The sequence below is a fragment of the Colwellia sp. SU-HH01172 genome (assembly GCF_057553355.1).
Genome location: NZ_BAAJMB010000004.1, coordinates 22,662 through 48,779 on the forward strand (window position 1 = coordinate 22,662; position 26,118 = coordinate 48,779).

Consider the following 26,118-nt stretch of genomic DNA (forward strand, 5'->3'; position numbering starts at 1 on the left):
TGCTCTATACTGTCTTTTTAGATTGAGAAGTACTTGATTACTAAAATAAAAATAATAAGAAGGGAATTAATAATGCGAATTTTACCGAAACTAGCTAAATTATTAGTGACAATAGCGGGCATATCATTACTGCTTGCTTGTTCAAAGCAGGAGCCTGTTGCCGAAGTCGCAGCGCCACAAGAGCAAACTTCAACGTTTAAAACCTATAGTGCAGAAGAGTTCTTTAAAACCCGTTCGGTATTTGGTTCTTCGATAAACGCTGATGCCACAGCCGTATTGGTAAGTGACGATGAAAGTGGTATTTATAATGCCTATAAAGTGCCATTAGATGGCTCAAAACCAACACAACTAACCCGTTCAAGTAAAGAGTCAATTTATGTTGTTGGCTGGTTTCCAGAGGATGACAGGTTTTTATTTAGTGCCGATAAAGGTGGTGACGAGCTTGATCACCTTTTTGTGCAAGAGCTAAATGGTGAAGAAAAAGACTTAACACCAGGTGAAGGGTTAAAGGCTTTTTTTGTTAGTTGGCATCAAGACAATAAGCAGTTTTTTGTCGCAACCAATGAGCGAGATCCAAAGTACTTTGATGTATATCTATATCAAGTATCAGACTATTCGCGCACTATGATTTTTCAAAATGACTCGGGTTATTCACCGGAAGCTATTAGCCCTAATGGCCAATATATAGCGCTAAGTAAAAGCAATTCTAACGCGGACTCCAATTTATATATCGTTGATTTAGCCATAGCAGAGCCGTTAGCTGAATTGATAACCGCACATGAAGGTGATGTTGAACATAGTGCGTATACCTTTACCCGTGATAATAGTGCACTTATATATTCTACTAATGAGTTTGGTGAATTTAATCAAGCTTGGTCTTATAATTTAGCTAGTAAAGAAAAGTCAGAAAATTTTGCGGTAAATTGGGATGTAAGCTTTACCTACTTCTCGAAAGATGGTCGCTACCAAGTGCATGGCGTTAATGCTGATGCGCAAACTAAAATAGAAATACAAGACTTAGTGACTAATAAAAAATTAACACTACCTGAAATGCCAAGTGGTGATTTACGCGGAGTGAATTTTTCTGCTGATGGCAAGCAAATGGTGTTTTATATTAATTCTGATACCTCGCCGTCAAATTTATATGTTCACCAATTGGGTAGTGACAGCATTAAACGTTTAACCGATACCGGTAATCCCAACATTTTAGAAGACAACTTAGTGGTTGGTGAAGTCGTACGCTTTAAAAGTTTTGATGGTTTAGAAATTCCGGGCATTTTATATAAACCTAAACAAGCTGCAACGAAGAAAGTTCCTGCCTTAGTATGGATTCATGGTGGTCCAGGTGGACAAAGTCGCAAAGGTTATTCGGCGTTAATTCAACACTTAGTCAATAATGGCTATGCTATTTTTAGAATTAATAATCGAGGTTCTAATGGTTACGGAAAAACCTTTTATCACTTAGATGATAAAAAGCATGGCGATCATGATTTAAAAGACGTTATTTATAATAAGTACTATTTACAATCCTTAGATTGGGTTGATGCAGATAGAATTGGTGTTATAGGCGGTAGCTATGGTGGCTACTTAACCATGGCAGCAATGACATTTACTGAAGAGTTTGAGGTCGGTATCAATATTTTTGGTGTTACCAATTGGGTAAGAACCTTAGAAAGCATTCCGCCATATTGGGAAGCATTTCGTCAGTCATTATATGACGAGTTAGGTGACCCAAGTACTGATAAAGAGCGTTTACATAATATTTCGCCAGTGTTCTTTGGCCAAAATGTTAAAAAGCCAGTGTTAGTGGTGCAAGGTAAAAATGATCCCCGAGTACTGAAAATTGAAAGTGATGAAATGGTTGAGTCTATCCGCTCAGGCGGTACTTATGTTGATTACTTAGTGTTTGATGATGAAGGCCATGGCTTTAGTAAAAAGGTAAATCGCATTAGTGCTTCGAACAAATACTTAAGCTTTTTGCAGGCGCATTTATAAATTGATACTGTAATCATAGTTGAAAGGAAATAAGTAAAAATAGCGAACTAAGTGTTCGCTATTTTTATGTACAGGCCTCTCTCGGACTTCCTGTCTTTTGAGGCATTAGTGCATCCTTGCACGTCGATGTACGGTCAGTTTTTATTTAGTATAGCTTTGATAAAAGTTAATTAAGCCGGTGGTTGAGCTATCATGCTGATCGCTTATTTGCCCAGAAGATAATTCTTCTTGAATATTATTGGCTAAGCCTTTACCGAGCTCTACACCCCATTGGTCGAAAGAACAAATTTGTAAAATAATGCCTTGAACAAATATTTTATGTTCGTATAAAGCGATCAAGCTACCTAATGAACGTGGTGAAATACGTTTCATCAAAATAGTATTGGTTGGGCGATTGCCTTTGTGAACTTTATGTGGTGCTACTTTGTTGATGTAGTCTTGTGTGCGGCCTTTGGCTTTTAAATCAGCTCGTACTTGAGTTTCATCGACGCCTTGCATAAGTGCCTGTGTTTGGGCGAAAAAATTAGCCATTAAGGTTTCATGATGCCCTTGTACTGGCGTTACGCTTTCTACTGAGCCAATAAAATCGGCAGGAACAACGTTATTGCTTTGGTGCAAGTATTGATAAAACGCATGCTGGCCATTAATCCCTAACTCGCCCCAAATTGAAGGAACCGTAGGATAAGGAATAGAGTCGCCATCCCAAGTGACAGATTTACCATTACTTTCCATTTCCGCCTGCTGTAAATAGGCTGACAGCATGTGTAGTGACTGATCATATGGTAAAATTGCCTGAGATTGCGCCCCTAAGAATGTACAATTCCAAACACTTAATAATGCTAAAATAACCGGAGCATTTTCTTCTAATGGCGTATTACAAAAGTGTTGGTCAAGCTCATGGGCACCTTCAAGTAATTCGATAAAACGCTCGAAGCCTAAATCAATAGCAATCGGTAAACCAATGGCAGACCAAAGTGAAAAGCGGCCGCCAACCCAGTCCCACATATCAAAAATATTTTCTTCGGCGATACCAAACTCTGTGGCATTTTTTTTGTTAGATGATACCGCGACAAAATGCTTAGCAATGGCTGATTGATCAAAAGAAGAAGACACTAGCCACTTCATCGCCGTTTTCGCGTTAGTCATGGTTTCGGTAGTGGTAAAGGTTTTACTTGAAACGATAAATAGCACTTTTTCGGGATTTAGTGGCCGAAGTACATTCGCTATTTGTGTGCCATCAACGTTAGAAACATAATGAACATTAACGCTGTTATCACTGTATTGCTTTAGAGCTTCAGTCACCATTTGTGGGCCTAAATTAGAGCCACCAACACCTATGTTTACTACATCAGTAATACGCTTTCCTGAGTAGCCTTTCCATAACCCTTGGCGAACTTTCTCGCTAAAAGCTTTCATCTTGTTCAGCGCTAATTGCACATCAATATTGATATCTTTGCCATCAAGTAATATTGGTTTACCCGAACGGTTTCTTAAGGCGGTATGCAAAACGGCACGTTCTTCGGTGCGGTTAATTTGTTCACCACTAAACATTTTTTCGCGCCAAGCTTCGACATCACACTCTTTTGCTAAATTGATTAGCAAATTCATTGTTGAGCCAGATATTAGGTTTTTTGAATAATCGACGAGAAAGGGCGCAAGCTGAATGGAGAACTGTTCAAAACGTTTAGGGTTTTGCTTAAATAGTTCACTCATATGTTGCTGTTTAATTTCATCAGCATGGCTTGTTAATTTTTTCCAGCTAGGTAATGAGGTTCTATCTTGCATTTTTTCTCCATTCAGGTAGTTGAGCGCTAATAAAGTAGCTGTTACGTATAAACGGCTTGAACGCTATCAGCATACTATTACTATACTCGCTTTAGTTACCAATAATTAATTGATCTATTAAGCTGTTAAATAGTTATTTGGTTGACCATTTGGTCAGGTATTATCTTGAATGAAAAAATATGTATTTGCAAAAATAAAAAAGAGAGCATCATGCTCTCTTTTTATTTTTAGTTCACTAATAAAATAATTACGTTAGCAATACTCTTTATAAATGGTAAATATTATTACTGGCTAAAAGTAACATTATCCAACCATACGGTGTCTTCACCATAGGACACGGAGCCATCCTTTTCGTAACGGAATTTAATTGTGTGTAAGTTTGCGTCTAGTGGTATTTGATATGTTGCCCAAGTGTTGTTTGTAATTGCATGTTGTAATTGTTCATCAACGTATACTTCTAAACTGTCACAACAGCTTTCAGATTCAACTTTAGCATCAAACGAAAATGTTCCGGATGCGAACAAGCCTTGATACTCTATTACACTCTCTTGGTTATCATCGATATCACCTGCTCTTATACTTTGACTCCCGTCGCTTGCAGTATCAGATGTGATATACCAATCTGCTTGGGAAGATTCTGGCATTGTCCAACCTAAAGGCAAAGTACTTGACTCGAACGATTCGGTTAGCGCCGAAATTGCATCAGGAACTGAATTTTCGTCGGCAGGATCTGTGCCAAAAATCAATACTTCATCGCCATCACTAAAGCCGTCTTCATCACTGTCCGTTAATATGGGGCTCGTATTATAAGTATTAATTTCTTCGCCGTCGGATAAACCGTCTTGGTCAGTATCAGTAAGTATTGGGTTCGATAAATGCGTGTTTACTTCGTTGCCATCTGTCAAGCCGTCACTATCACTATCCATTACTGTTGGATTGGAACCATGAGTGAATTCAAGTAAGTTAGAAAGTCCATCATTGTCTTTATCGAGTGATGCATCGTCAGGATCTGCCTTATCCAAACCATGGTTTAGTTCCCACCAATTAGGCATGCCATCATCATCATCATCACCGTCTATATTAAAGGCGGTAAGCTTTTGTTCGCCTGCGATATAGAGAATACCTTCACTGATACTTAATTGACCAAATTCTTCAACACTCCATACGGAATCATGGCTATTAATATCGATAGCGTAAGTATTGGAACTACTACCAATAAAGATTAAATTACGAGTAATAACAATGTTTTGTGTTATATTCTCTGTTGCCTCAAAGCTCCACAACAGTTCGCCAGTATTTTCGTCAAGTACCTCTAACACACCGTTGTTAATGACATATATTCGATTATAGGCTATGGCCGCTTCTTGAATATAATTAGACGATCTTTCCCATGTAATCGTTTGCTCTGTAAGATTAAAACTTCGAAGTTTTCTATTATCCACAACGACAAAGTTATTATTATGTCCTAGTACACCTGCTCTTGGTGTTGAGCCGTAGTTATTACTCTCATCAGTGATGCTAAATTCTTGTTCTCCAGTTTGTCGATTAAATGCTCTTAATGTTGATGCAGTATAACTATAAACAGTATCTGTAGTTACGCTTGGTGTCCAACCGGCAACTTGTTCTAAACTAATAAAGAATTTTTCTTCACCCGTTTGCGTAAATCCATACATACCACCATATGTACCACCACTGATATAGATGTCATCCTCAAATGGTGTCGGAGCCATATAACTACTCCATTGATTACCATAACTTGATTCAAACTCTACTGTGCCAGTGGTTGCGTTTACACCTCGTAAGTATGAGTCTCCATGCCCACCGGTTTGAAAAAATACTTTGCCGTTGGCATAGGCTGGCGCATCGATGCTGTTGATACTGCCATAATCAATACTCCATTGCTCTGTGCCGTTGGCGCTGTTATATGCCTGTAAAACTTTAGCGCCGCTCCGTCCTGATACGAAAACCTTGTTATTAGCTGCACTGACTTGATGTGGTACGTAATCTAAATCTATTTGCCATAACTGGGCAATGTCATTGTGATTAATATTGTAAAGGCTAAAACCATCATGCTTGGCATTGCCTTGGTAGGTAACCCAAGGTGTAGATATTGCAAAATCCTCGGCATCATTAGGGTTTGTTGCCAGAAAAAATTCTTCCATGTTGGTAAAACCGTCATTATCCGTATCTGCTAATGCATCACTGCCATCTAACGGATCGAAGCTATAGTCAATTTCCCAACCGTCACTCATACGGTCACTATCACTATCAAAAGTCAGTGGGTCGGTTAAATGTGTATGTACTTCGTCACCATCAGAAAGTCCATCGGCATCTGTATCTGAATTTGTTGGATCCGTACCAGCTGTTTGTTCATCTATGTTAACTAAATTATCGTTATCGATATCGGTTTGAGCATCATCAATATTGATATCTAAACCGTATTGCACTTCCCAGCCGTCGAGAATACCATCAGCATCAGTATCTTCAGCAAGCGGGTTGCTGCTATATACATTGATTTCGTCATAATCATTAACACCATCACTATCGGAGTCTGCTGTTAGTGGATTAGTGCCATGAGTATCAACTTCATCGCCATCACTTATGCCATCGTTGTCACTATCATTATTTAGTGGATCTGTACCATAAGTATTAACTTCATCGCCATCTTCTATACCATCAGCGTCAGAGTCTGAAACTAGCGGATCTGTCGCTGCTTGAAACTCTTCTAGATTAGAGAGCCCATCGATATCAGCATCTAAGCTCGCGTCATCAGCATTGTTTTTATCAAAACCGTAAAAGTCTTCCCACCAATCAGCCATGCCGTCGGCATCAATATCTCCGGCAATGTTGAAAGCAACAACTTTTTCATTAGCTGCAATGTATAGTGCTCCTTGATTACTAATAGACATTGGTCCTGCAATATCAGTTTGCCACACTGTTTCATGGGTAGCTAAATCAATTGCATAGGTAGTGTTTGCCGTTCCAACAAAGGCTAAATTACGAGTTAGTAAGATATCATGGTAAATAGATTCGTTAGAATCGCTCTCCCAGCTCCAAATGAGCTCGCCAGTAATTTCATCATAAACTTTTAATAAATCATTCTGGGCGGTATATACACGGCCATAAGCAATCGATACTTGTCGATTATTACTACTGTTTAACTCTGTTTGCCAAGAAATAACACCATTTTCAGTGTCAAAACTGAACAACGTATTATTGCTAAAAAACACGACTTGGCCGCTATGACCGATAACCGGCGTATTGTATAAAAAACTTGAAGAATTAAAATCTTCGGGGTAGGCAATATTAGATTGCAGCTCTCCTGAAGCTCGATCAATAATATCTAAGCCGTTATTGGGGGCGTAAATTGAGTCGGTATCAAGTGCTAATGCCCAGTAATAAACGTTGGAATAATAGCTGGCATCCCATTTATCTATGCCATTGTCATCAATCGCTTTAATTTCTCGATCGTATTTTACATAAAGATCATTTTGCCAAGGTGTCGCAGAATATTTGGTACTTCTTAAATAGTTGCTGTCGACACGATAAAATAATGAGCCAGTTTCAGCGTTAAGCGCCCTTAAGTAGTATGAGTTACCGCGAGTCTGCATAAACACTTTGTTATTTGCAAAGGCTAATGTTGAAATTTGGTAAGTGTCGTCAAAGTCACTTTGCCACTGTTGCTGCGCATTTGCGGCATTAATGGCATGCACTGAAACTGTTGCGTCATCATTATATGAGGCAATGTATGCAGTCCCCTCACTAGCTATAACCTGTCTGTTTTGTGAAACGGCGTCAATCTCCCAACGTTGGGTGATATTTTCGCTGTTAACAAGCACTGGGGTAAATCCTGTGTTGCCAGCATTACCTTGATACATTGTCCAGTTTGGAACAGAAGCAAAAGATGAACTATCAGTCGGATCTGTTTTAAGGAAAAACTCTTCCATATTGGAAAAATCATCATTATCACCATCAAGTTCGGCGTCAGTATTACTTAACGGGTTTAAATTATATGTAACTTCAAAGCCGTCATACATTCTATCGTCATCAGAATCTTTATCTAGTGGGTCCGTTAGGTGGCTATGTACTTCTGCACCATCGAATACGCCGTCAAAGTCTGTATCGGCAACCCTAGGGTCTGTATTTTGATTAAATTCGTCCTCGTTAACCAAACCATCTTCATCTAAGTCTGATTGACTATCATTTAAATTTGGGTTGAGACCATTTTCAACTTCATATAAATCGAGTAATCCATCTGCATCAGAGTCGGAAAGGAGCGGGTTACTTTGATAAGTGATAATTTCATCATAATCGGTTAAGCCATCTTCATCTGAATCAGCGACTAAAGGATTTGTATTGTGTTCATTAACTTCGGCACCATCACTTAAACCATCGCCATCTGAATCGTTATTTAATGGATCAGTAAGATGAGTATTTATTTCTGCACCATCAAGTAAACCGTCGTTATCCGAGTCATTATTATTCGGAATAGTAGCATTTTGGTATTCTTCTAGATTTGATAAGCCGTCATCATCTGAGTCAATAGCCGCATCACTAGCGTTATTGTCATCAAGATTATTCAATACTTCCCACCAGCCGGGTATACCATCTTCATCATGATCTGAAATGATGACTTTGGTAAATACTAGTTCAGTATCGATTTGACTTACGATGATAATATCTTCGTCATTCGGTACTAACGCTAGTGCTGAGCTTTGCAGTGTTTGTGAACCCCTAGCTCGGTAACTTTGATCCCAAAATCTAAGATTTTGATGATATAAACCTTCGTTATAGTCATATTCTTGGGTCACAGAAATTAGCGCATCACTGTGCCAATACTGGTCAATGGTTTGAATGTTGTCACTAATAGTTTCAAACTTGGCAATATTGGTCAGCGTCAGGTCATAAACAATGCCATTGCCGGTGACAATACTGTTCATATCGGTTGAGAGCCTAATAGGATTTTGAGCTCTACTAGAACTATCATATTCAGAATAATTTTTATCAATCATTAAACCTGTTACTTGGTTTATTTGATATGAATATACTCGATTGTTATTGCTTAAATAGCTAGTGTTGTTGGTGTCATTCCACTGCATTGAAACATTGCTATATTCATTAAATGAATCGGTTTGAACTCCATCGATATCAAATATGTATTTGTTGTTTTGTGACGAATCACTTGCTAATAAGTAATTTCCAGCACTGCTTAAATAGGTTACTTGTCCTGGAAGTGATGTAAATTGATGTTCTTGTGTTGGGGTTGATATATCGACATAAGTAATATGACCATTGTTGTAACCAATATAAATCCTATTTTGCGTAGATAAATAAGTGATTATCAAAGGTATTGCATCAACATCTTGACTCAATGTTGCTAAATGAATCGGGTTTGTATAATGATTGGTTGCCGCACTCCAACGATATATCGCGCTGTTTTCACTACTTAAAAGATAAATATCTTCTTGTTGATCATAAATAATTTTTGTTGGAGTAAAGCTAGGTAGTGTAGCGGTAAAATCGCAGCTGCCATCAGTGCCATGTTCGGCTAGCCAGCAAGCGGAATCTAATGGAAATTCATCAAGAGTTAGCCCTGTTGTTGAATCAAATTCAGTGTAGCCCGTATTCCATTCATCAGGCGAGCCATCGTTATCAGTGTCAATTGAAGCGGCAACATCCAGTGGAAATTTATCGTCATTATTGTTAACTCCATCACCGTCACTATCTTCACTGGCAATGTATTGCATTACTGAAAGCTGTTGGCCATTATTGAGAATCAAGTAACTGTTATTAAGTTCAGAAAATGTTGCTAGTACATCATTTTCAATTGTAATTTGTTCTATTACTTGCGATTCGGCGTTAAAACGCTGTAAGAAATAAGAATTGTCTTCTTGAGTTAAGATTGCATATTCATCATTATTAACCCAAAAACCAAATTTTTGTGCAGGATTATATGCTGTCCCATTATTTAATGGTAAAAACTCTTCTAAGTCATAAACTTGACCATTACCGAGAAGTAGCTTTTCATCGTTTTCTGATAACGCAATAAAATTCTCAAGGTTATTAAAATACCCTAAATTGTGATTACTCGTAACTGTGCCATCACTTTCATTAATGGCTAAATAGTGTAGGCTATTATATGAGGTGTAGTAAAGCCTTGATAAGGTTGTGTTCCACGTAAATTGATATCGATTACGACCTATATAATCAGTCTCGGTTGGTTCGCCAAGTAAGTTATAAATATATAATTGACCGTTATTGGAAGAGTGCACACCAATATGTTGGCCCATTGAGGTTATTGATGTTATTTGAACATTCGAGTCATTTGTTGTTACGGATATAAAGTCTTCTAGTTGGTTTGCTTCATTGACAAAACGTACTTTTCCATCATTAAAGCCAATATATAGTTTTTGTGCACTCACCGAATATTCAATAGTTGTTGCATTTTCCACATCAATTGGCGTTGCGAAATGGCCAGTGGTGTTATTGTACTCAAGAATTGTCGGCCATTCAGGGTTAAAAAAATAAAAACTAGCGACACCATTTGCTTTAATTAATTGTGGACTGTTTGACGCAATCCAGGTCATATAACAATGTGTTCCGTCACCGTCAGTATCAATATAACAGGCTGCATCGTGAGCATAGGCGTCAGAGTTATCGCCGATACCATCGCCATCACTATCGGCACTTTCAGCGGAATCTAGTGGATATAAATCATCTTCGTCATTGATTCCGTCACCATCGTCATCGTTGTCTTCATTGTTAGGAATACCATCGTTATCGGTATCTCTTATATCTTGTTCAACAATAATTGCATCTAATTGCTCCGCAGCAATAACCGCTAATCGATTTCGAAAAGTAACGGGGATTGCATTGTTTGGCGCGATAAAATCGTGAAAGAGATCTATCAACATTTGCTCAGTATCAAGTTCTGACTCGTTTAAATCCGTAGGTACAAATGAAAACGTAGCGTCAAACATTGTTTGCTTATGTTCGGCAATTAAAGTGTTTAATTCTTCTTTACTCAGTTGTTCATCTGCAAACTGACTAAGCTCAACATCAAGTAATTTGACCAAATTGCTGGTGAATGGTGAAATTGAAGCATACTCATAGCTTTCTGTATCAGCATTAATTGAGGTTAAAGGTAATGCTGATAAAATAATAGGAGTTTGCGTAAAGTTTAATTCGGGGCGCGATACGTCGCTAGCCCCTTCACCAATATAAGCTCTAATAGTTGAAGATGTATAGCTATTATAATGGTCTGGTAATATAACAAAAGAGAAGTGACCCGTTTCATTAGTTATTGTGCTTAGTTCATCTTCGTCGTGTAATAAATTTGCATTTTCATCAATGAAAACAATAGCGCCTTGAATATAACCATCAATAACTTTGCCGCTTACTTGCACTGAATTTTCAACCGTAATTGTAAAAGTGCTTAACGTAACGGCACCATTGCCATCATCGCCAGTAATTTTTATATCAGTGTAATTACCTGCATCATTTAATGATGGGGTACCCGAGATGGTCATAGAAGCGGTGTCAAAAGTTGCCCATGCAGGCAAGTTTTCAACACTGATAGTGACGTTATCACCGTCAGCATCTGAAACCGCTAATACTGATTCGTATAGTTGTGTTTCTGCAATGGAGGCTAATGGTGTCGATGTTAGGACCGGTGGCCTGTTTTCTTGGGGCAGTGGGTTAGTTGGACTACTGCTTTCGCCCCCGCCACCACCACAGGCATATAGCGTTAAACTCAGCGCTGTTGTAATTATTGTTTTTCTTATGTTAACTGAACTGATTTTCATAACCATTTCTCATTGAGTAAATTAACGATGAATAAATGGTTATTTAAGATGGTTAAACTCCCTTTTATTCTCTTAAAGTTTGTGTTCTATACAAACTTTAGCACTTTCCTTAAATGCCGTTACTGCTTGTTTTATGATGTTTTTATTAGCAGTAAATTACATGTTAACAATTTGTTACTTATTGCACAATTGTTTTAAAGACAAAATTTTTACTATTTTGTAAGGCAGATATGCCACATCATGTACCTTCTATTTAGCACGACACTAGGAGCTTGGATTATCAATCAAAGTTAAATTGTGCAATTACCAAGCAACACTTTATAATGGCGTAACAAAGAATCATAAAAATCAATATAATCTCTGAATATGCAACAATATGACTTAGTCGCTTTACGCAGTTTTATTTCAGTAGTCGATACTGGCAGCTTTAATCAGGCTGCTGAATTACTTAATGCCAGTACCGCTGCGGTAAGCCGGCGGGTATCTGGTTTAGAAGCGGCGCTAGATGTCAGGCTGTTAAATCGAACAACTAGGCGGGTTGAATTAACTGAAGCAGGGCAGCAATTTTATCAAGACGTGGTAAATATTTTCCAGTCGTTAGATGAGGCGCAAGAGCGTATTCAATCTCGTAGTCAGAATTTAAAAGGTAATTTACGTATTTCAGCACCACTGAGTTTTGGTATAACGTCATTAACGCCTATTTTAACCGGCTTTATGAAGTTGCACCCAGAGTTGAAAATTCACTTACAGCTTGAGGACCATCGTACTGACTTTGTTGCCGAAGGTATTGATGTTGGTATTCGTGTTGGGCGTTTAGAAGACTCATCATTAGTTGCCCTGCCAATTACCACTATTTCTGCAGTGTTTTGTGCCGCGCCAAGCTATTTGAATCAGTATGGTGAGCCGAACGTGCCTGAAGATTTACTTAACCATAATTGTTTACGATACAGTTTAATTAACCCTAAATTAGGCTGGATAGGGCAAGAAAATGGTGTTGAGCGCAGTGTTGATGTCAGTGGTACCTTAACGTCAAATAATGGTAATGCCTTAAAAGAAGCAGCAATAGAGGGCATTGGTATTTTGCAGTCACCTATGTTCATTATTGGTGACGCAATTGAAAAAGGTCAACTTGTTGAGGTTTTGTCCGCATACAAACCGGCACCGCTCGGGCTTTACGCGATAAAGTTATCACGTAAATTTACCTCAGCGAAAGTAAATGCTTTTATTGATTACCTTAAAGCGTATTATGCGAAGCAAGGTTAGGGGCTATTGAACTTTCGCGGTTAAGTTTTGTTCGAGATAAAAGCGTTTTAATCGCGGCGAGTTGTGTGTGGCCTAGTCATTCTATGCAAATACGACTCAACAAAGAGTAAAGCGCTTTTGGCCGAATCCTTCGGACAACATTTGTTGGCCATTTTTACAGCGTTATCACCTTTTTATGTGGAATAACCACATGACAAAGCCTCTGCCTTGTATAAATAGCCAACAAAATGTTGTAAAAGTAATCTCGAAAAATCAACAGCCCCTAGTACAAAAGCCGTTTTGATACCGTTTTAACTAGGGGATGTTGCCGCTTTAAAAACTGCCATTAAGTTTTCGACAAAGGCAATGTTGTTTTGATCAGACACTGATACTGTAATGCCAAAAGGGGCAAAATGTAGTGTTTCGGCTAGTTGCCCAGTTGATAACTTGATTTTTGCTAAAGTGAATCTTTTCTTGGCAATTTCTTTTTCTATTCTTATTTGAATGCTTTCTTTTACTAAATTTTCTTCATTTTGAATCAGGTCTTTGCAGTACGCTTGTCCGGCGTGTAACAAATCAGCCCTTACTAAGGCACTGGAAATATCATTAAAAAAACCTTCACATCGCTGAATAATCAGCTCTTGCGTGTCTGTCCAAAAATCATTCTCTGAAATACGGTAGTTGTCAATTAAGGTGTTGTATTGCTGAAAGTGTTTCTCTACGACGGCTCTAAAAAGTATTTCTTTAGATTTAAATTGCTTATGAATGGTGACACGAGAAATCCCAGCGTGTCGACTAACCATTGAAATATTGGCTGTACAGTAGCCGTGTTGAAAAAAGCAATCCATGGCGGTATCGAGTATTTTTTCAGTTGTACTTGGCAAAACAGTTTCTCTTAAGAGTATAAACATTTTGATCATAACGTGAATGAAAACAATAAACAACAGGTTTACAGTAGTTGTTAATGTGTAAACCTGTGCTATAATTGCACAACTTATATCTGTTGGTTAGCTAGTGTTATTTGGCTTGTAGCAATTATTCAACTTGGTATTTTTATTAATTAAGGTATTTATTGGGGTTAATGTGAAGAAAGTTTTTATCGTGATTATGGCTGCTTTTATCTTGCAAGCATGCTCTGAGCCTACAGAGGCTGTAAAAGAACGCGAGCCAGTTGTTGTGCAGTTATCGGCGGCGAGCATAACAAACTTAGCCAATGATTATGAATTTCCGGCGACAGTGTCTGCGGTTAAAAGTGTTGATTTAAAGTTTGAAGTGTCAGGACGTTTAATTTTTGAAAGTCTAATCGAAGGTAGCGAAGTTAAAAAAGGGCAGGTTTTAGCGAGAATAGATCCTGCACCATTTCAACGTAAAGTTGAGGAAAGCCGTATTCGTCATGAAGATGCACAACGTGACTTAAAGCGCATTAAAGATATTTTTGAGAAAAATGTTGCATCACAACGTGACTATGATGAAGCGAAATCACAATTTTCTATCACTAAAATAGCGTTAGAAAATGCTGAGCAAGATTTGAGCTACTCAACAATTCGGGCTCCATTTGATGCGGTAATTGGCGCTAGGTATATCGAAAACAATAGCTATATTCGCACCGGCGATACTTTGGCTAATTTGCAGGATAGATCAGAATTATATTTTACCTTTGAAGTACCTGAAAGAATTATGACCGCCAATGCTGGTAACCGTGACGTTAAAGCTACGGCACATATTATTGGCCAGGAAAGTAAAGTGTTCGACATACATTATGTGGAACATAAAACCACGCCAGATCCTATTACCCAAACCTATGGCGTAACATTTGCTCTTGACGGGGAAGTGACGAAATTGTTTTATCCAGGCTCTCGCGCGATTGTTAATATCAAAGATAATAATAGTTACGCGCAAGCGCTTGTTATTCCGTTAAATGCCTTAATGGGCAACAATGATGCTGGCTTTAGTGTTTGGCGTTTTAATCAAGCCGACAGCACACTAACCAAGGTAAAGGTTGAAATTTCTCAGCTACAAGGAGAGTTTGCCTTGGTTTCTGCTGGGCTCAATGCTGGTGATAAAGTTGTCTCAGCGGCAGTAAGTCAAATGCGTGAAGGACTAAAAGTTAGAGAATATAAGGCGGCATTCTAAGATGGATATAGCACGCTATTCATTGACAAAACCCATTAATATTTGGCTGATGTCTATTTGTTTTATCATTGGCGGCATTGTTGCCATGGGCAAAATAGGCCGTTTAGAAGATCCGGCATTTACGATTAAGCAAGCGGTTATTTTTACCTACTATCCAGGCGCTAGTGCAGAGAAAGTTGAAAAGGAAGTCACTGAGCAGGTTGAAATTGCACTGCAACAAATGTGGCAATTAGATATTTTAGAATCTGTGAGTAAGCCTGGATTTTCGCGTGTCACTATGGAAATACAGCCGCACATTGATGGCCCACTATTACCACAAATTTGGGATGAGTTACGTAAACGTTTACGCGATATTCATAACGACTTGCCATTAGGGGCAAGTGCGCCTGTGGTGATTGATGATTTTGGTGATGTTTACGGTGTCTATTATGCGCTGTCTGCACCAGATTTTAGTGCTTATCAGATGCGTGAATTTTCTCGTATTATTCGCCGCGAGATCCTCACCGTTGATGGTGTTGCTAAGGTACAAGTGGGCGGAATACTTGAAGAAGAGATTGTCGCTAGCATTGATAGTTATCAAATTGCTGGCTTGGGCTTGTCTTTTCCTGATATTCAACAAGTTTTAGCCAGTAATTTAAAACCGTTTAGCGGCGGGCGATTATTTGTTGGTGATAAGCAAATACGCATACCTGTTGAAAGCTCAACCAATAAAATTGAGGAAATTGAAAACCTTTCTATTGTTATTCCTGGGAAAAATGCCTCAATAAAAATTAAAGATATTGCTGAATTAAGTATTCAGCCGGTGGAGATTCCCAGCGGTTTAAAACGTTTTAATGGCGAAAGCGCGATTACACTAGCGGTATCGGCACAAAATGATATTAACATTGTCGAAGTCGGCGAGAAAATCGAAGCTAAATTGGCTGAAGTGTTAGCTAAATTACCTGCCGGTATTAACGTAACCTCTATTTATAACCAAGCAAAAATAGTCGACAAATCGGTTGATGGTTTTATTTTAAACCTAGAAATATCAGTGGCCGTGGTAACGCTTGCCTTGTGTTTATTTATGGGCTGGCGCTCAGGTGTGGTTGTTGGTGGTACCTTATTGATCACAGTTTTAGGCACAGTGCTTATTATGTGGCTTTATGATTTGCAGTTACAGCGAATTTCTCTTGGTGCTATGGTTATTGCCATGGGGATGCTGGTGGACAATGCGATTGTTGTCGCCGAAGGTATGATGCTACGGATGGAAAAAGGTAAGTCGGCGATGGAGTCGGCGAGCTTTATTGTTAAACGTACCCAGTGGCCATTACTTGGTGCTACCGTTATTGGTATTGCTGCCTTTTCAGGCATTGGTTTGTCTGATGATGCCACGGGTGAATTCTTATTTTCATTGTTTGCCGTGGTGTTGATTTCATTAATGCTGAGTTGGATTTTGGCCGTTACGCTTACACCACTACTTGGTAAATATTTTTATCAAGTGGGCAATAAATCCAGTGAAAATGACAGTCAGTCATTATTCCATAAAGCCTACTTAGTGGTGTTACGTAGTGCTTTGCATTGGCGAGGTTTAACTTTAGGTATTTTGATTGCAATAACTATTGGTGCCTATGCTAGCTTTGGTTTAATAAAGCAAGGCTTTTTCCCGCCGTCGAATACACCGGTATTTTTTGTTCATTATTGGGGGCCGCAAGATTCTGACATTCGAGCCACCGAAAAATATATGAAACAAGGTGAAAAGTTAATTCTTGAAACTGAAGGTATAGAGTCACTGGCAACATTTATTGGTGAAAGCTCTGAGCGCTTTACTTTAGTATTCGCGCCTGAACTACCGAATGAAAGTTATGGGTTATTTTTAGTGCGAGCGAAAGATGCCGCTGAGATTCCTCGCCTAGCGCAGCAAATATCTAGCAAGTTACGAGCAGCAAACCCGAAAGTTAATTTCTATGCTGAGATCATGCAATTTGGTCCGGGAGCTGGGGCAAAAATTCAAGCACGTTTCTCAGGTGAAGACCCTGCAATATTGCGAAACTTAGCCGAACAAGCTAAAGCGATTTATTTTGAAGATGGAAAAATTCGTGATATTCGTGACGATTGGCGCGACAAAGGTATTGTTTTATCACCTGAATATGATGACATTGCTGCAGGTATTGCCGGTGTTTCACGCTCTGATTTCAGCCAAGCGATAGCGTTTTACACTGATGGCCTGCAAATAGGCCAGCTGCAAGATGGTGATTATCTTTACCCTATTATTGCGCGAAATAGCAACAATAACCCTGAACAACTGGTTGGTTTAGAGAATAGTTTGGTATGGAGTAGCAGCCAACGTACTTATATTCCGTTTAAGCAAGTTAGCGGTAAAATGAGCTACACCAGTGAAGAGTTGTTAATTAACCGCCGTGATCGCGTTCGAACAATTACAGTGAAAGCCGAGGCTGGCTACGATGAAACGACAGGTGAAGCGTTTGGTCGTACTCAAGCTAAAATCGAAGCAATTAATTTACCCGATGGCTATACGTTAGCGTGGGGCGGAGAATATGAGTCATCACGTGATGCACAAGCGGCGTTAGGGCAGGGCTTACCATTAGGCTTTTTAATTATGTTTATTATTAGCGTGCTGTTATTTGGTCGGGCTCGTCAACCGATTATTATTTGGTTAATTGTGCCTATGGCCGTGGTTGGTGTTGTCGCGGGGTTATTACTAGCAGATTTACCGTTTGGCTTTATGTCGTTACTCGGCTTTTTAAGCTTGTTTGGTATGTTGATTAAGAATGCCATTGTTTTGTTAGAAGAAATTGATTTACAAATTTTGGAAGGCAAAGAAAAAGCACTAGCGATAGTTGAGGCAAGTTTAAGCCGTTTACGGCCAGTATCATTGGCGGCAATCACGACTATTTTAGGTGTGATGCCGTTGATCCTAGATCCGTTTTTTGCTGATATGTCGGTGACCATTATGGGTGGTTTAGCATTTGCAACCATCCTAACTATGATTGCAGTACCCGTTCTTTACAGTGTCTTTTACAAGATTAAAGTCGAAAGAGTATAGGCGTCATTAACGTGTAAACCATCACTTCTTTTTGAATACCTTTTTAAAGCGAACAGTTAACTGTTCGCTTTTTTTATGTGCAGGATAAATGGGCTATCACGGACGCATGAAAGCGCAAGACCGCGTATGTTTGCTAGTTTTTTCTTATTGTTACGTTTGGTGCAATTATCATTTGTTTAAATCCATATTTATTACGCTGACTGCTGTGGCTAGAATAGCACTATCGATTTAGAGCTAGTTTCTATGCCAAATAGATTCGCTTAAAAGTAAGGCATTAATTATGTGGAAAAATACAAATGAAAACTATGGCTTAGTCAGTAAGTTACTGCATTGGCTCAGCGCTATCAGTGTTTTTGCTATGTTTGGCGTCGGTTTTTGGATGGTCGATTTAACGTACTACAGCCAGTGGTATCAAAAAGCGCCTCATTGGCATGAAAGTGTCGGTATTTTATTGTTAAGCGCTACACTCATTCGTCTGCTTTGGCGTCGATTCAGCGTTAAACCAAAAGCAATACTTAGTCACTCAAAAATTGAAAAACAGGCATCTAGCCTAGTTCATATCTTTATATACATCCTCCTTTTCTCACTTTTCATTAGTGGTTACTTAATTTCAACGGCAGACGGCAGAGCAATAGATGTTTTTAATTGGTTTAGTGTTGCTGGGCTAGGGGAGTTAATTGAAAACCAAGAAGACTTAGCGGGCTTAGTTCATGAATATATTGCCTATGTCTTAATTGCTTTATCGTTAGTTCATGGTGCTGGCGCAGTTAAACACCATGTTATTGATAAAGACCGAACATTAATGCGAATGATTAAATCTGATAAATAGTTAAGTAAACAAGCAAGTATACAACTTAAATTTAAACTAGCCGTTAAGGCAAGAGGAAGAACAATGAAAAAATATCTATTAACATCATCACTATTAGCAACATCATTATTAGCTGCAAGCGCATTGGTTCCAGCGCAGGCAGCGGATTATATTATTGACCATGAAGGTGCACATGCGTCAATTAATATTAGTGCCAGCCATTTAGGTTTTAGTGTTTTAACTGGACGGTTCAATACGTTTAGTGGCACGTTTAGCTATGATGAGAAAGACATATCTAACGCTAAAGTGTCCGTTACGATAGATACCAGAAGTTTTGATTCAAACCATGCAATGCGTGATAAGCATGTGCGCTCTGATGACTTTCTTGATGTGGCTAAGTTTTCACAAGCAACATTTGTTAGCACTAAAGTAACCGATAAAGGCGATGGCAAGTTAGCTATTGATGGTGATTTTACCCTGCACGGGGTAACAAAACCTATGACGATAGATGCGATAAAAGTTGGAGAAGGGAAAGATCCTTGGGGCGGTTATCGTTTAGGCTTTAATGGTAAAAGCTCGATTAGTATGGGAGATTTTGGTTTTAAGCAAGACTATGGTCAGGTTGACTTGACGTTACATGTTGAAGGGATTCGCCAGTAAGCGCTGATTAAAATGGTTTAAGTGACTTCATATAAATAACAGTGAGAAAAATTATGACTAAGGTTAGCTCTAATTGGAAATCTAGTATCAAAGCGGATGGTAATTATCGCCGAAAAGCGTCTCAATTTCGTCAGTGGCTAACTGCTGATGGCAGTACGGGCTTTAAGGCTGAGTCTGGTCGTTATCATTTATATGTTTCACTTGCCTGCCCTTGGGCGCATCGTACGCTAGTGTTTAGGACGTTGAAAGGGCTGACAGAGCATATTTCTGTCAGTGTTGTGCATCCTGATATGCATGATAAAGGCTGGAGTTTTCAAAATGATGAAAGCTCTGCTGCTGAGTATCAAACAACGGGAGATTCTTTATACGGTAATGAATACATGTTGGCAATTTATTTAAAAAGTGCTTCAAGTTATCAAGGCAATGTTACGGTTCCAGTACTTTGGGATAAGAAAAACCAGCGTATCGTCAGCAATGAATCTGCAGATATTATTCGAATGTTTAATAGTGAGTTTAACCACTTAACGGGCAACACAGTTGACTTTTATCCTGAGCATTTACAACACAGTATTGATGAAGTGAATGAGTGGGTTTACCACGATATTAATAACGGTGTTTATAAAACAGGTTTTGCCACAAGCCAAAGTGCTTATGAGGAAAATGCTGAAAAGCTATTTAAGGCCTTAGAAAAAGCAGATGACATCCTTAGTGAGAAACGCTATCTAACCGGTCACGAAATAACGGAAGCTGACTGGCGTTTGTGGACAACATTGGTACGTTTTGATTCGGTTTATCATACTCACTTCAAATGTAACTTACGTTTGTTGGCAGAGTTTAAGCATCTTTATCACTTCATGCTTGAGCTATACCAAATGCCAGAAATTGCTAGCACGGTGAATCATGCCCATATTAAACGCCATTATTACGCCAGCCATTTAGCCATTAACCCTTATGGTATTGTGCCATTAGGTCATCAGCAAGATTGGGCAGTTCCACATAAGCGCGATAGCTTATAAATAATTGCGTACTAAAATTGAAACAATAAAGCCAAAGTAATCAATCGCTTTGGCTTTTTGTTGTGATATGCAATCTTCCATGACTTTCTTTAGGTAAGAAGCATAAATGTTTTAGGCTTATGAAAGTTTTAGTTTGTTATCTGCTGATAATTTTTCACCACCAATTAACATCACAAAGACTAATAAGCTACCCCATAAAATATGCTCATTGAGTGCGGCAGGGCTGATATCAATCAAGCTCAGCACGGCAACATAATTTACCACAAATAGACCAAGAGCAGACAAGCGGCTAAATAAACCTATGGCTAATAGTATCGGCAATACTAATTCGCCAATCGTGCCCGCCCACGCCGCAACCACAGGTGATAATAATGGCACTTCATACTCATACTCAAAGAGCATTAAGGTTGACTCCCAATCACGCAGTTTAGTCAGACCTGATTTGAAGAATATACTGGCGACGTAAAGCCGGACAAATAACATTGCCGGAATACGTAAGTAGTCGCTGTAATCTAAAATTTGGTTGTGTAATGCTCTAACTTTTTGCAAAGCCATCATAAGTATTCCTCTTTTTTAAGCTATTAGGTATTGTTTATAAATTTTGTGGGTTCAAGTTTGCTAATCACATCTCAGTTATGACGTTAACTTGGTGTGATTAACGAAATTGAAGGTATTAATTGCTGCTGAATTGCTTGTGGTAGCCAAGTAATAATTGAAAACTCTTGATGATTTATTTTGTCTAGTGCTCCGCCAATACTGAGCGATCGATTATTCGTTGAGCTTTCAATACTCTCTGCTAAAAGCGCCGATTGCCATAATGCTAACCATTGATATTCTTGCAGGGTAATTTGTTGATACTGCGCTTGAAAGTTTGGTCGCCAAACAAGCAGATAATATTGCCCTTTCTGATAACGACTAAGCTGCTCGGCAATATCACTTAACGCACGGTGATTATTATCTTCATCAACTTTGCTGTTTTTATGACTATTGGCAATGTCAGTGATGATTAAATCAGCAGGGTAGTCGAGTTTTATCACTTTAAAGCCTGCAGCGAAGTTAAGTTTTAGTTGATAGGCGTCAACCTCATTGAGTAATGATAAAGTCGTTAAATCTTTCGCAACATTTTCAGCACGCTCTGTATGATGACAAGCAAAGTCTAATTCCGCTACTGCCGCTAAAACTTCATTATTTGCTATTGGTTGTTGTTGAATAAAGCGTGCAAAGTTATCGCCTAACTCTCCCCAATCAAATTGTGTTTTTAAGTGTTTTTGCAAATATGCTTTTACCAGTTGGGAGAAGCCCGTTTCACCAATAAATGAATGTACCGTGGCAAAGGTAATAGCTAATGCACGACTGGCGTTGGCTAGTAAACTGCGTTGATAAATACTCAGTCCTGCAGCCGAAACTTCGCTTGAGTTGTGTGTGCCATTTTCTTGCAAATATTCTAACGAGAATATCGCCGATAGCATTTGTGATTGTTGCTGCTTAATATTCACGGTTTTCACCTTCTACAAGAACTTTATCGCTGGTACTTTCATCGTCAGTATTTGAACAATTGTTGGTGAAAACATGCTTTGCTATGGCTCTCGCTTTATCGGCTTCGGCTATTAGCCTTTGCCACGAAGGTAAGTCTTCATCCCATTCGATTAATGTCGCCACAGGGCCAAATTTTTCTAGCGCAAAGTGATACAAAGACCAAACATCTTCTGATACTGGCTGGCTATGGTCGTCTATCATTAATTGCTCTGCGCCAACTTGCGTACAACCGGCTAAATGTATTTCACCAACAAGTGATGACGGGATCTGCTCTAGCCATTTTTTTGCCTGTGCTAAAACACTAATATTTGCTCTTGAGTCAAGCTGTTCAGGCACTAAGGTGACTAAAGGTTGGTTGATGGCGTTAACAATCAGGTTATTTAAATCAACTAATAATTTACAACCAGACTGTTGGCAAAGTTTCACTAAAAACTCGGCTTCACTGTACGTTGAACCCGGTAACTCAATATAGGCAGATAAGTTTTCAACCAATATTTGTCGACCTAACTGCGCTTGTGCACGTTTAACATTGCCAACCATAATGTTTAAGCTTTCATCATTGAAAGGAATTGGCAGTAAATCACCTGCGTGGACATCTAGTCCTTGGCTTTCAGCCCAGCTAAAACAGGCGTGATCTGAGACTAATATCGGCTGATAACGTGCAACTAAATTACTAAGCTGCTCAAGCTGCTGTTGTGGTGCTGGTAACGCTGAGCCTAAACCTAATGAAGTGGCATGTAGGCTTATTTTATAATGTTGACTTATATCGGTAAGTACCGCGTGACTTGCGCCGCCTTTCGCGAAAAAGTTTTCTGCATGTACTTCAATGAAGTCGATGTTAGCTGGAGAGCTTATGGCATCGTCAAAATGACTATGCCTTAAACCAACACCAATTAAAGGTAAGTTAATTGCTGTTTTTTTGTTCAAGGAAAACATAGGTTTTTCTCCAGTAACATCGAAAAGGGTAAGCCGTTATAGCGGCTTTAATTGTGTTAAGATTTTTGCTTTAACTTTTCACGTGCTTCTTTGCGGGTTAAACCACCTTGGCTTTTGCAAAGCCCTTTAGTAACCAAACGCCATTCTCCAGGGTCGTTATCGACTTTCGATTGTCCAGCACAAGAATGAGTACCGGCAATGTTACTACAGTCATTTTGTCCAGCTAATGATACGCCATAGCATTTCTCTTTCTTGGCACGTTTTTCAGCTGCTTCAGCATCAGAAATAACACCTAAAGTTAACGCTGCTGCGAAGGCTGTTGATAGGGCAATATTATGATTCATTTTAATTTCCTCTTATTAATGCTCGTTTAACCAGTCTAGTACATCTTTTTTCGGCGCGGCGCCAACATGTTCTGATGCGACTAACTTATCTTTTAAAAGTAATAGCGATGGAATGCTGCGAATACCGTATTTTTGCGCTAAGGCAGGCATATCATCAATATTGATTTTAACGGCTTTCATTTTACTTAGTTGCTCACCCGCAACTTGTTCAAATATTGGCGCCATCGCTTTACAAGGCCCGCACCACGGTGCCCAAAAATCGATTAACACTTCAGAGTTTGACGCTAGAACGTCAGTAAAGTGTTGCTCACTTCTGATTTCTTCTACATTCATCGCTTATTCCTACTTACTTTTAAGGTTTCAATTTTGAAACTTAACTAAATACTTAATTAAAATAGTTAACTGAGTGCTTTCTTAAAGCTCATCGGCAGCAACATTTTTAATATCGCTCCAGTTATCACTAGAAAGGTTTAAGTAACCAGGTACGTCAGTTAACCATTTCTTTTGTACGTCTTTATTCAGGTTCAAATACAATTTGTTGTCGACAATTTTCCAAGCTAATGGATCGGTATCAAACTTTTTCTCCATCGCAACACCAAAGGCACAAAAGCCACCGTATTGAGGCGCATATTTAGCTGGGTTTGCTTTAAACATGTCGCGGTTTTCTTCGTTGCTAAAACGGTAAATACCACCTTTATATGTTGCTGTGTAACTTGCATTACCCATTTTAGGTGTCGACATGGTGAAGTAACTTACTGGGTCATAACCTTTAATTGCTAGGTCATTGGCATCAGCATTCATGTCGATGTCTGCGGCAAATGAAAGACTGCTAGCAACTAAAATAGAACCGGCTAATATTGTTTTTAAGGTTGTTTTAAACATCTTGTTTCCTAATTTGTGTAGTTGTTAATGACGGGAGAAATAATAGTGTTGATTGCTTAGCGAGTGGGATACAATCGTCCGCACTTTGAACCAAATCGTCCAAGTTGCGTATTTATGGACCATCTTTCACAAATAATTGATCGATTTAGCCTACAAGCCGGAGTGTTCTACACCGGGAAACTCTGTGGTTTGTCTCATTTTAACGAAGGAGCCGCAGCAGAAGGCCATATTCATTTATTGCGTAGTGGCACTTTATCTATTCTAGGGCTAGACAAGTCGACTATTGTCTTAGACAAACCTTCGATTATTTTTCTGCCTAGGCCAGTTAAGCATGGCTTACAAGCGCGCGATACTGACAATGCTGAACTTATTTGTGCAACAGTGACTTATGGTAGTAATAGCTCAAATTTATTGGCAGAAGCCTTACCTGACTTACTCATTCTACCTTTAGCAGAGTCACCATTTTTGCAAACCAATATTGATTGGATCATTGCCGAAGCTGGGCAAGAACAGCAGGGGCGTCAAGCGGTGATGAACCGATTAATGGAAATATTCATTATCAATATGATGCGCTCACTTATTACTAAAGGCGATATTGCCCAAGGCATGCTGGCGGGGTTAATGCATCCTCAGCTGAAGAATGTTTTGCAGCAACTACATAATCACCCTGAAGAGCATTGGTCATTGGAAAAAATGGCAGGGCTGGCGTTAATGTCACGGTCAAAGTTTGCCGAAGTTTTTAAAGGCGTTATTGGCCAAACCCCTAACGACTATTTGGTGAGTTGGCGCGTAGGCGTTGCACAGTCGTTATTAAAACAAGGTAAGAACGTTAGTATTGTCGCCAATAGCGTTGGCTATGAAACCGCTTCGGCACTTGCTCGTGTTTTTAGAAAACAGACTAATATGTCGCCAAAAGAGTGGTTAGAGCAACAATAGAAAGTTTCAATTTGCAATTCTTCTATTGCAGCGCCTGTTGTTGGCATAGTACTTAAGAGCAAATGAGTACTTTAATTTGCATCGACTGCTATCATTTTACAAATCTTGACATTTCTTATATTTTCTAAACATAACAGGGGCTATAGCTTGCATGTTACTTGATTGATATTTATTTACTCTACGCTCATTAAGGAAATGAACATGAATACAATCAATAACAATGCACTGCCGACTATTAACCAAATGATGATGGAGCGTAAAGAGCGCTTTTCTGCATCAGATGCTGATGGTAATGGACAAGTTTCAAAAGAAGAGTTTATCAATAATGCACCTGAAAATGTCAGTGCTGAAAAACTTGAAAAGATGTTTGCCCGCATGGATACCGATGGCAATGGTGAAATCAGTGATGAAGAACACCAATTAATGCTTGATCAAATGGTTGAGAGAATGTCGAATGCTAGCCCTGAAACGCAAACTTCATATGGTAACCTTACGACCTTAGAAAGCCTATTTGATGATATGGAAAATAGTGAGCAAGACGCAGAGTTTCCTTCTTTTGTTGAAACCATGAAGCAACAATTACAAGCAATTGATGGTGATGACAGTATTGATAAAGCAGAATTCTCTCAGTCTATGTTGGAGTTTATTCGCAATTATCCGCGCATAGATACCAGCGTATAACGTGCATGATGTCATTGTCACTTACCTTTACTTAAGAATTTATTTTGGCGTGAGTTAGCTGTTCATCTCGACAGTATTTTTTCTCGTTGTTGTATTACTGTCTTTATGTGCTTACTTCAAGATAAATTCTTTCCTTGTTATGTGTTTATCGCGGCCTTTTCACCGCAGGCACTAGCCGAGTTTTATTACTATGCGATACCCCTGCAAAAAATAGCACAGCTAAAAATCTAGCACTTCATTAATTAAACATTAGGCTCTTAGTTCAAGGTTATTGAGAATTTAGCGCTGTAATTTCCTACCAGACTCGCTATGATAA

18 protein-coding genes are annotated in these 26,118 nt (G+C 39.0%); 9 read left to right on the plus strand and 9 right to left on the minus strand.

Going from position 1 to position 26,118, the window contains the following annotated elements; translation table 11 throughout:
- The first annotated feature begins 72 nt into the window (after nucleotides 1–72).
- On the plus strand, nucleotides 73–1,995 hold the full coding sequence (locus AC27JP_RS11665; protein ID WP_487115238.1) for a S9 family peptidase: 1,923 nt from the start codon (nucleotides 73–75) through the stop codon (nucleotides 1,993–1,995).
- Nucleotides 1,996–2,136: 141 nt separating this feature from the next.
- Here the strand turns inward: AC27JP_RS11665 and pgi are convergent, their stop codons facing one another.
- Nucleotides 2,137–3,780, minus strand: coding sequence for a glucose-6-phosphate isomerase (gene pgi / locus AC27JP_RS11670; RefSeq protein WP_487115240.1), 1,644 nt, complete (start codon nucleotides 3,778–3,780; stop codon nucleotides 2,137–2,139).
- 284 nt (nucleotides 3,781–4,064) lie between these two features.
- On the minus strand, nucleotides 4,065–11,585 hold the full coding sequence (locus AC27JP_RS11675; RefSeq protein WP_487115242.1) for an outer membrane protein assembly factor BamB family protein: 7,521 nt from the start codon (nucleotides 11,583–11,585) through the stop codon (nucleotides 4,065–4,067).
- A gap of 366 nt (nucleotides 11,586–11,951) precedes the next feature.
- On the opposite strand from AC27JP_RS11675, the gene AC27JP_RS11680 reads away from it, so the two are divergent.
- On the plus strand, nucleotides 11,952–12,848 hold the full coding sequence (locus AC27JP_RS11680) for a LysR family transcriptional regulator (RefSeq protein WP_487115244.1): 897 nt from the start codon (nucleotides 11,952–11,954) through the stop codon (nucleotides 12,846–12,848).
- Nucleotides 12,849–13,138: 290 nt separating this feature from the next.
- On the opposite strand, the gene AC27JP_RS11685 is transcribed toward AC27JP_RS11680, so the two are convergent.
- Nucleotides 13,139–13,711: a TetR/AcrR family transcriptional regulator gene (locus tag AC27JP_RS11685; protein ID WP_487115246.1), complete on the minus strand. Its 573-nt coding sequence runs from the start codon at nucleotides 13,709–13,711 to the stop codon at nucleotides 13,139–13,141.
- Between the two features lie 199 nt (nucleotides 13,712–13,910).
- Between AC27JP_RS11685 and AC27JP_RS11690 the strand changes: the two genes are divergently transcribed.
- The 5 genes from AC27JP_RS11690 (at nucleotide 13,911) to AC27JP_RS11710 (ending at nucleotide 20,487) form a co-directional block, all read left to right on the plus strand.
- A complete protein-coding gene (locus AC27JP_RS11690) occupies nucleotides 13,911–14,960 on the plus strand; it encodes an efflux RND transporter periplasmic adaptor subunit (protein WP_487115248.1) in 1,050 nt (349 codons plus the stop codon).
- 1 nt (nucleotide 14,961) lies between these two features.
- Complete coding sequence (locus AC27JP_RS11695) at nucleotides 14,962–18,003, plus strand: efflux RND transporter permease subunit (protein ID WP_487115250.1); 3,042 nt, start codon at nucleotides 14,962–14,964, stop codon at nucleotides 18,001–18,003.
- A gap of 280 nt (nucleotides 18,004–18,283) precedes the next feature.
- Nucleotides 18,284–18,832, plus strand: coding sequence for a cytochrome b (locus AC27JP_RS11700; protein ID WP_487115252.1), 549 nt, complete (start codon nucleotides 18,284–18,286; stop codon nucleotides 18,830–18,832).
- A 63-nt stretch (nucleotides 18,833–18,895) separates the two neighbouring features.
- Nucleotides 18,896–19,471 (plus strand): YceI family protein, encoded by a 576-nt coding sequence (locus AC27JP_RS11705; RefSeq protein ID WP_487115254.1) that lies wholly within the window; start codon nucleotides 18,896–18,898, stop codon nucleotides 19,469–19,471.
- A 53-nt stretch (nucleotides 19,472–19,524) separates the two neighbouring features.
- A complete protein-coding gene (locus AC27JP_RS11710) occupies nucleotides 19,525–20,487 on the plus strand; it encodes a glutathione S-transferase family protein (protein ID WP_487115256.1) in 963 nt (320 codons plus the stop codon).
- A 117-nt stretch (nucleotides 20,488–20,604) separates the two neighbouring features.
- On the opposite strand, the gene AC27JP_RS11715 is transcribed toward AC27JP_RS11710, so the two are convergent.
- The 6 genes from AC27JP_RS11715 to AC27JP_RS11740 form a co-directional block, all read right to left on the minus strand.
- Entirely contained in the window at nucleotides 20,605–21,045 is a 441-nt protein-coding gene (locus AC27JP_RS11715; protein ID WP_487115258.1) for a DoxX family protein, read from the minus strand.
- Between the two features lie 83 nt (nucleotides 21,046–21,128).
- Nucleotides 21,129–21,983, minus strand: a complete 855-nt coding sequence (locus AC27JP_RS11720) for an HvfC/BufC family peptide modification chaperone (RefSeq protein WP_487115260.1) — start codon at nucleotides 21,981–21,983, stop codon at nucleotides 21,129–21,131.
- The gene (locus tag AC27JP_RS11725; RefSeq protein ID WP_487115262.1) at nucleotides 21,973–22,959 is read right to left on the minus strand and encodes an MbnB/TglH/ChrH family RiPP precursor modification enzyme; all 987 of its coding nucleotides are present in this window, start codon (nucleotides 22,957–22,959) and stop codon (nucleotides 21,973–21,975) included. Before AC27JP_RS11725 ends, AC27JP_RS11720 begins: the two co-directional genes overlap by 11 nt.
- A gap of 56 nt (nucleotides 22,960–23,015) precedes the next feature.
- On the minus strand, nucleotides 23,016–23,303 hold the full coding sequence (locus tag AC27JP_RS11730; protein WP_487115264.1) for a BufA1 family periplasmic bufferin-type metallophore: 288 nt from the start codon (nucleotides 23,301–23,303) through the stop codon (nucleotides 23,016–23,018).
- A gap of 15 nt (nucleotides 23,304–23,318) precedes the next feature.
- Nucleotides 23,319–23,636 carry a thioredoxin gene (trxA, locus tag AC27JP_RS11735; protein WP_487115266.1) on the minus strand — a complete coding sequence of 106 codons (318 nt, stop codon included), beginning with the start codon at nucleotides 23,634–23,636 and terminating at the stop codon, nucleotides 23,319–23,321.
- Nucleotides 23,637–23,717: 81 nt separating this feature from the next.
- Nucleotides 23,718–24,185 carry a YHS domain-containing (seleno)protein gene (locus tag AC27JP_RS11740; RefSeq protein ID WP_487115268.1) on the minus strand — a complete coding sequence of 156 codons (468 nt, stop codon included), beginning with the start codon at nucleotides 24,183–24,185 and terminating at the stop codon, nucleotides 23,718–23,720.
- 114 nt (nucleotides 24,186–24,299) lie between these two features.
- Between AC27JP_RS11740 and AC27JP_RS11745 the strand changes: the two genes are divergently transcribed.
- Together AC27JP_RS11745 and AC27JP_RS11750 are read left to right on the plus strand one after the other, a co-directional pair.
- On the plus strand, nucleotides 24,300–25,121 hold the full coding sequence (locus tag AC27JP_RS11745; protein WP_487115270.1) for an AraC family transcriptional regulator: 822 nt from the start codon (nucleotides 24,300–24,302) through the stop codon (nucleotides 25,119–25,121).
- A 201-nt stretch (nucleotides 25,122–25,322) separates the two neighbouring features.
- The gene (locus tag AC27JP_RS11750; RefSeq protein WP_487115272.1) at nucleotides 25,323–25,802 is read left to right on the plus strand and encodes an EF-hand domain-containing protein; all 480 of its coding nucleotides are present in this window, start codon (nucleotides 25,323–25,325) and stop codon (nucleotides 25,800–25,802) included.
- Nucleotides 25,803–26,118: the final 316 nt, after the last annotated feature.

Coding starts and splice junctions, on each gene's coding strand:
- AC27JP_RS11750 (WP_487115272.1), top strand. CDS start 25,323: ATGAATACAATCAATAACAATGCACTGCCGACTATTAACCAAATGATG.
- AC27JP_RS11730 (WP_487115264.1), bottom strand. CDS start 23,303: ATGAATCATAATATTGCCCTATCAACAGCCTTCGCAGCAGCGTTAACT.
- AC27JP_RS11665 (WP_487115238.1), top strand. CDS start 73: ATGCGAATTTTACCGAAACTAGCTAAATTATTAGTGACAATAGCGGGC.
- AC27JP_RS11705 (WP_487115254.1), top strand. CDS start 18,896: ATGAAAAAATATCTATTAACATCATCACTATTAGCAACATCATTATTA.
- AC27JP_RS11740 (WP_487115268.1), bottom strand. CDS start 24,185: ATGTTTAAAACAACCTTAAAAACAATATTAGCCGGTTCTATTTTAGTT.
- AC27JP_RS11700 (WP_487115252.1), top strand. CDS start 18,284: ATGTGGAAAAATACAAATGAAAACTATGGCTTAGTCAGTAAGTTACTG.
- AC27JP_RS11745 (WP_487115270.1), top strand. CDS start 24,300: ATGGACCATCTTTCACAAATAATTGATCGATTTAGCCTACAAGCCGGA.
- AC27JP_RS11710 (WP_487115256.1), top strand. CDS start 19,525: ATGACTAAGGTTAGCTCTAATTGGAAATCTAGTATCAAAGCGGATGGT.
- AC27JP_RS11695 (WP_487115250.1), top strand. CDS start 14,962: ATGGATATAGCACGCTATTCATTGACAAAACCCATTAATATTTGGCTG.
- trxA (WP_487115266.1), bottom strand. CDS start 23,636: ATGAATGTAGAAGAAATCAGAAGTGAGCAACACTTTACTGACGTTCTA.
- AC27JP_RS11680 (WP_487115244.1), top strand. CDS start 11,952: ATGCAACAATATGACTTAGTCGCTTTACGCAGTTTTATTTCAGTAGTC.
- AC27JP_RS11675 (WP_487115242.1), bottom strand. CDS start 11,585: ATGAAAATCAGTTCAGTTAACATAAGAAAAACAATAATTACAACAGCG.
- AC27JP_RS11725 (WP_487115262.1), bottom strand. CDS start 22,959: ATGTTTTCCTTGAACAAAAAAACAGCAATTAACTTACCTTTAATTGGT.
- pgi (WP_487115240.1), bottom strand. CDS start 3,780: ATGCAAGATAGAACCTCATTACCTAGCTGGAAAAAATTAACAAGCCAT.
- AC27JP_RS11715 (WP_487115258.1), bottom strand. CDS start 21,045: ATGATGGCTTTGCAAAAAGTTAGAGCATTACACAACCAAATTTTAGAT.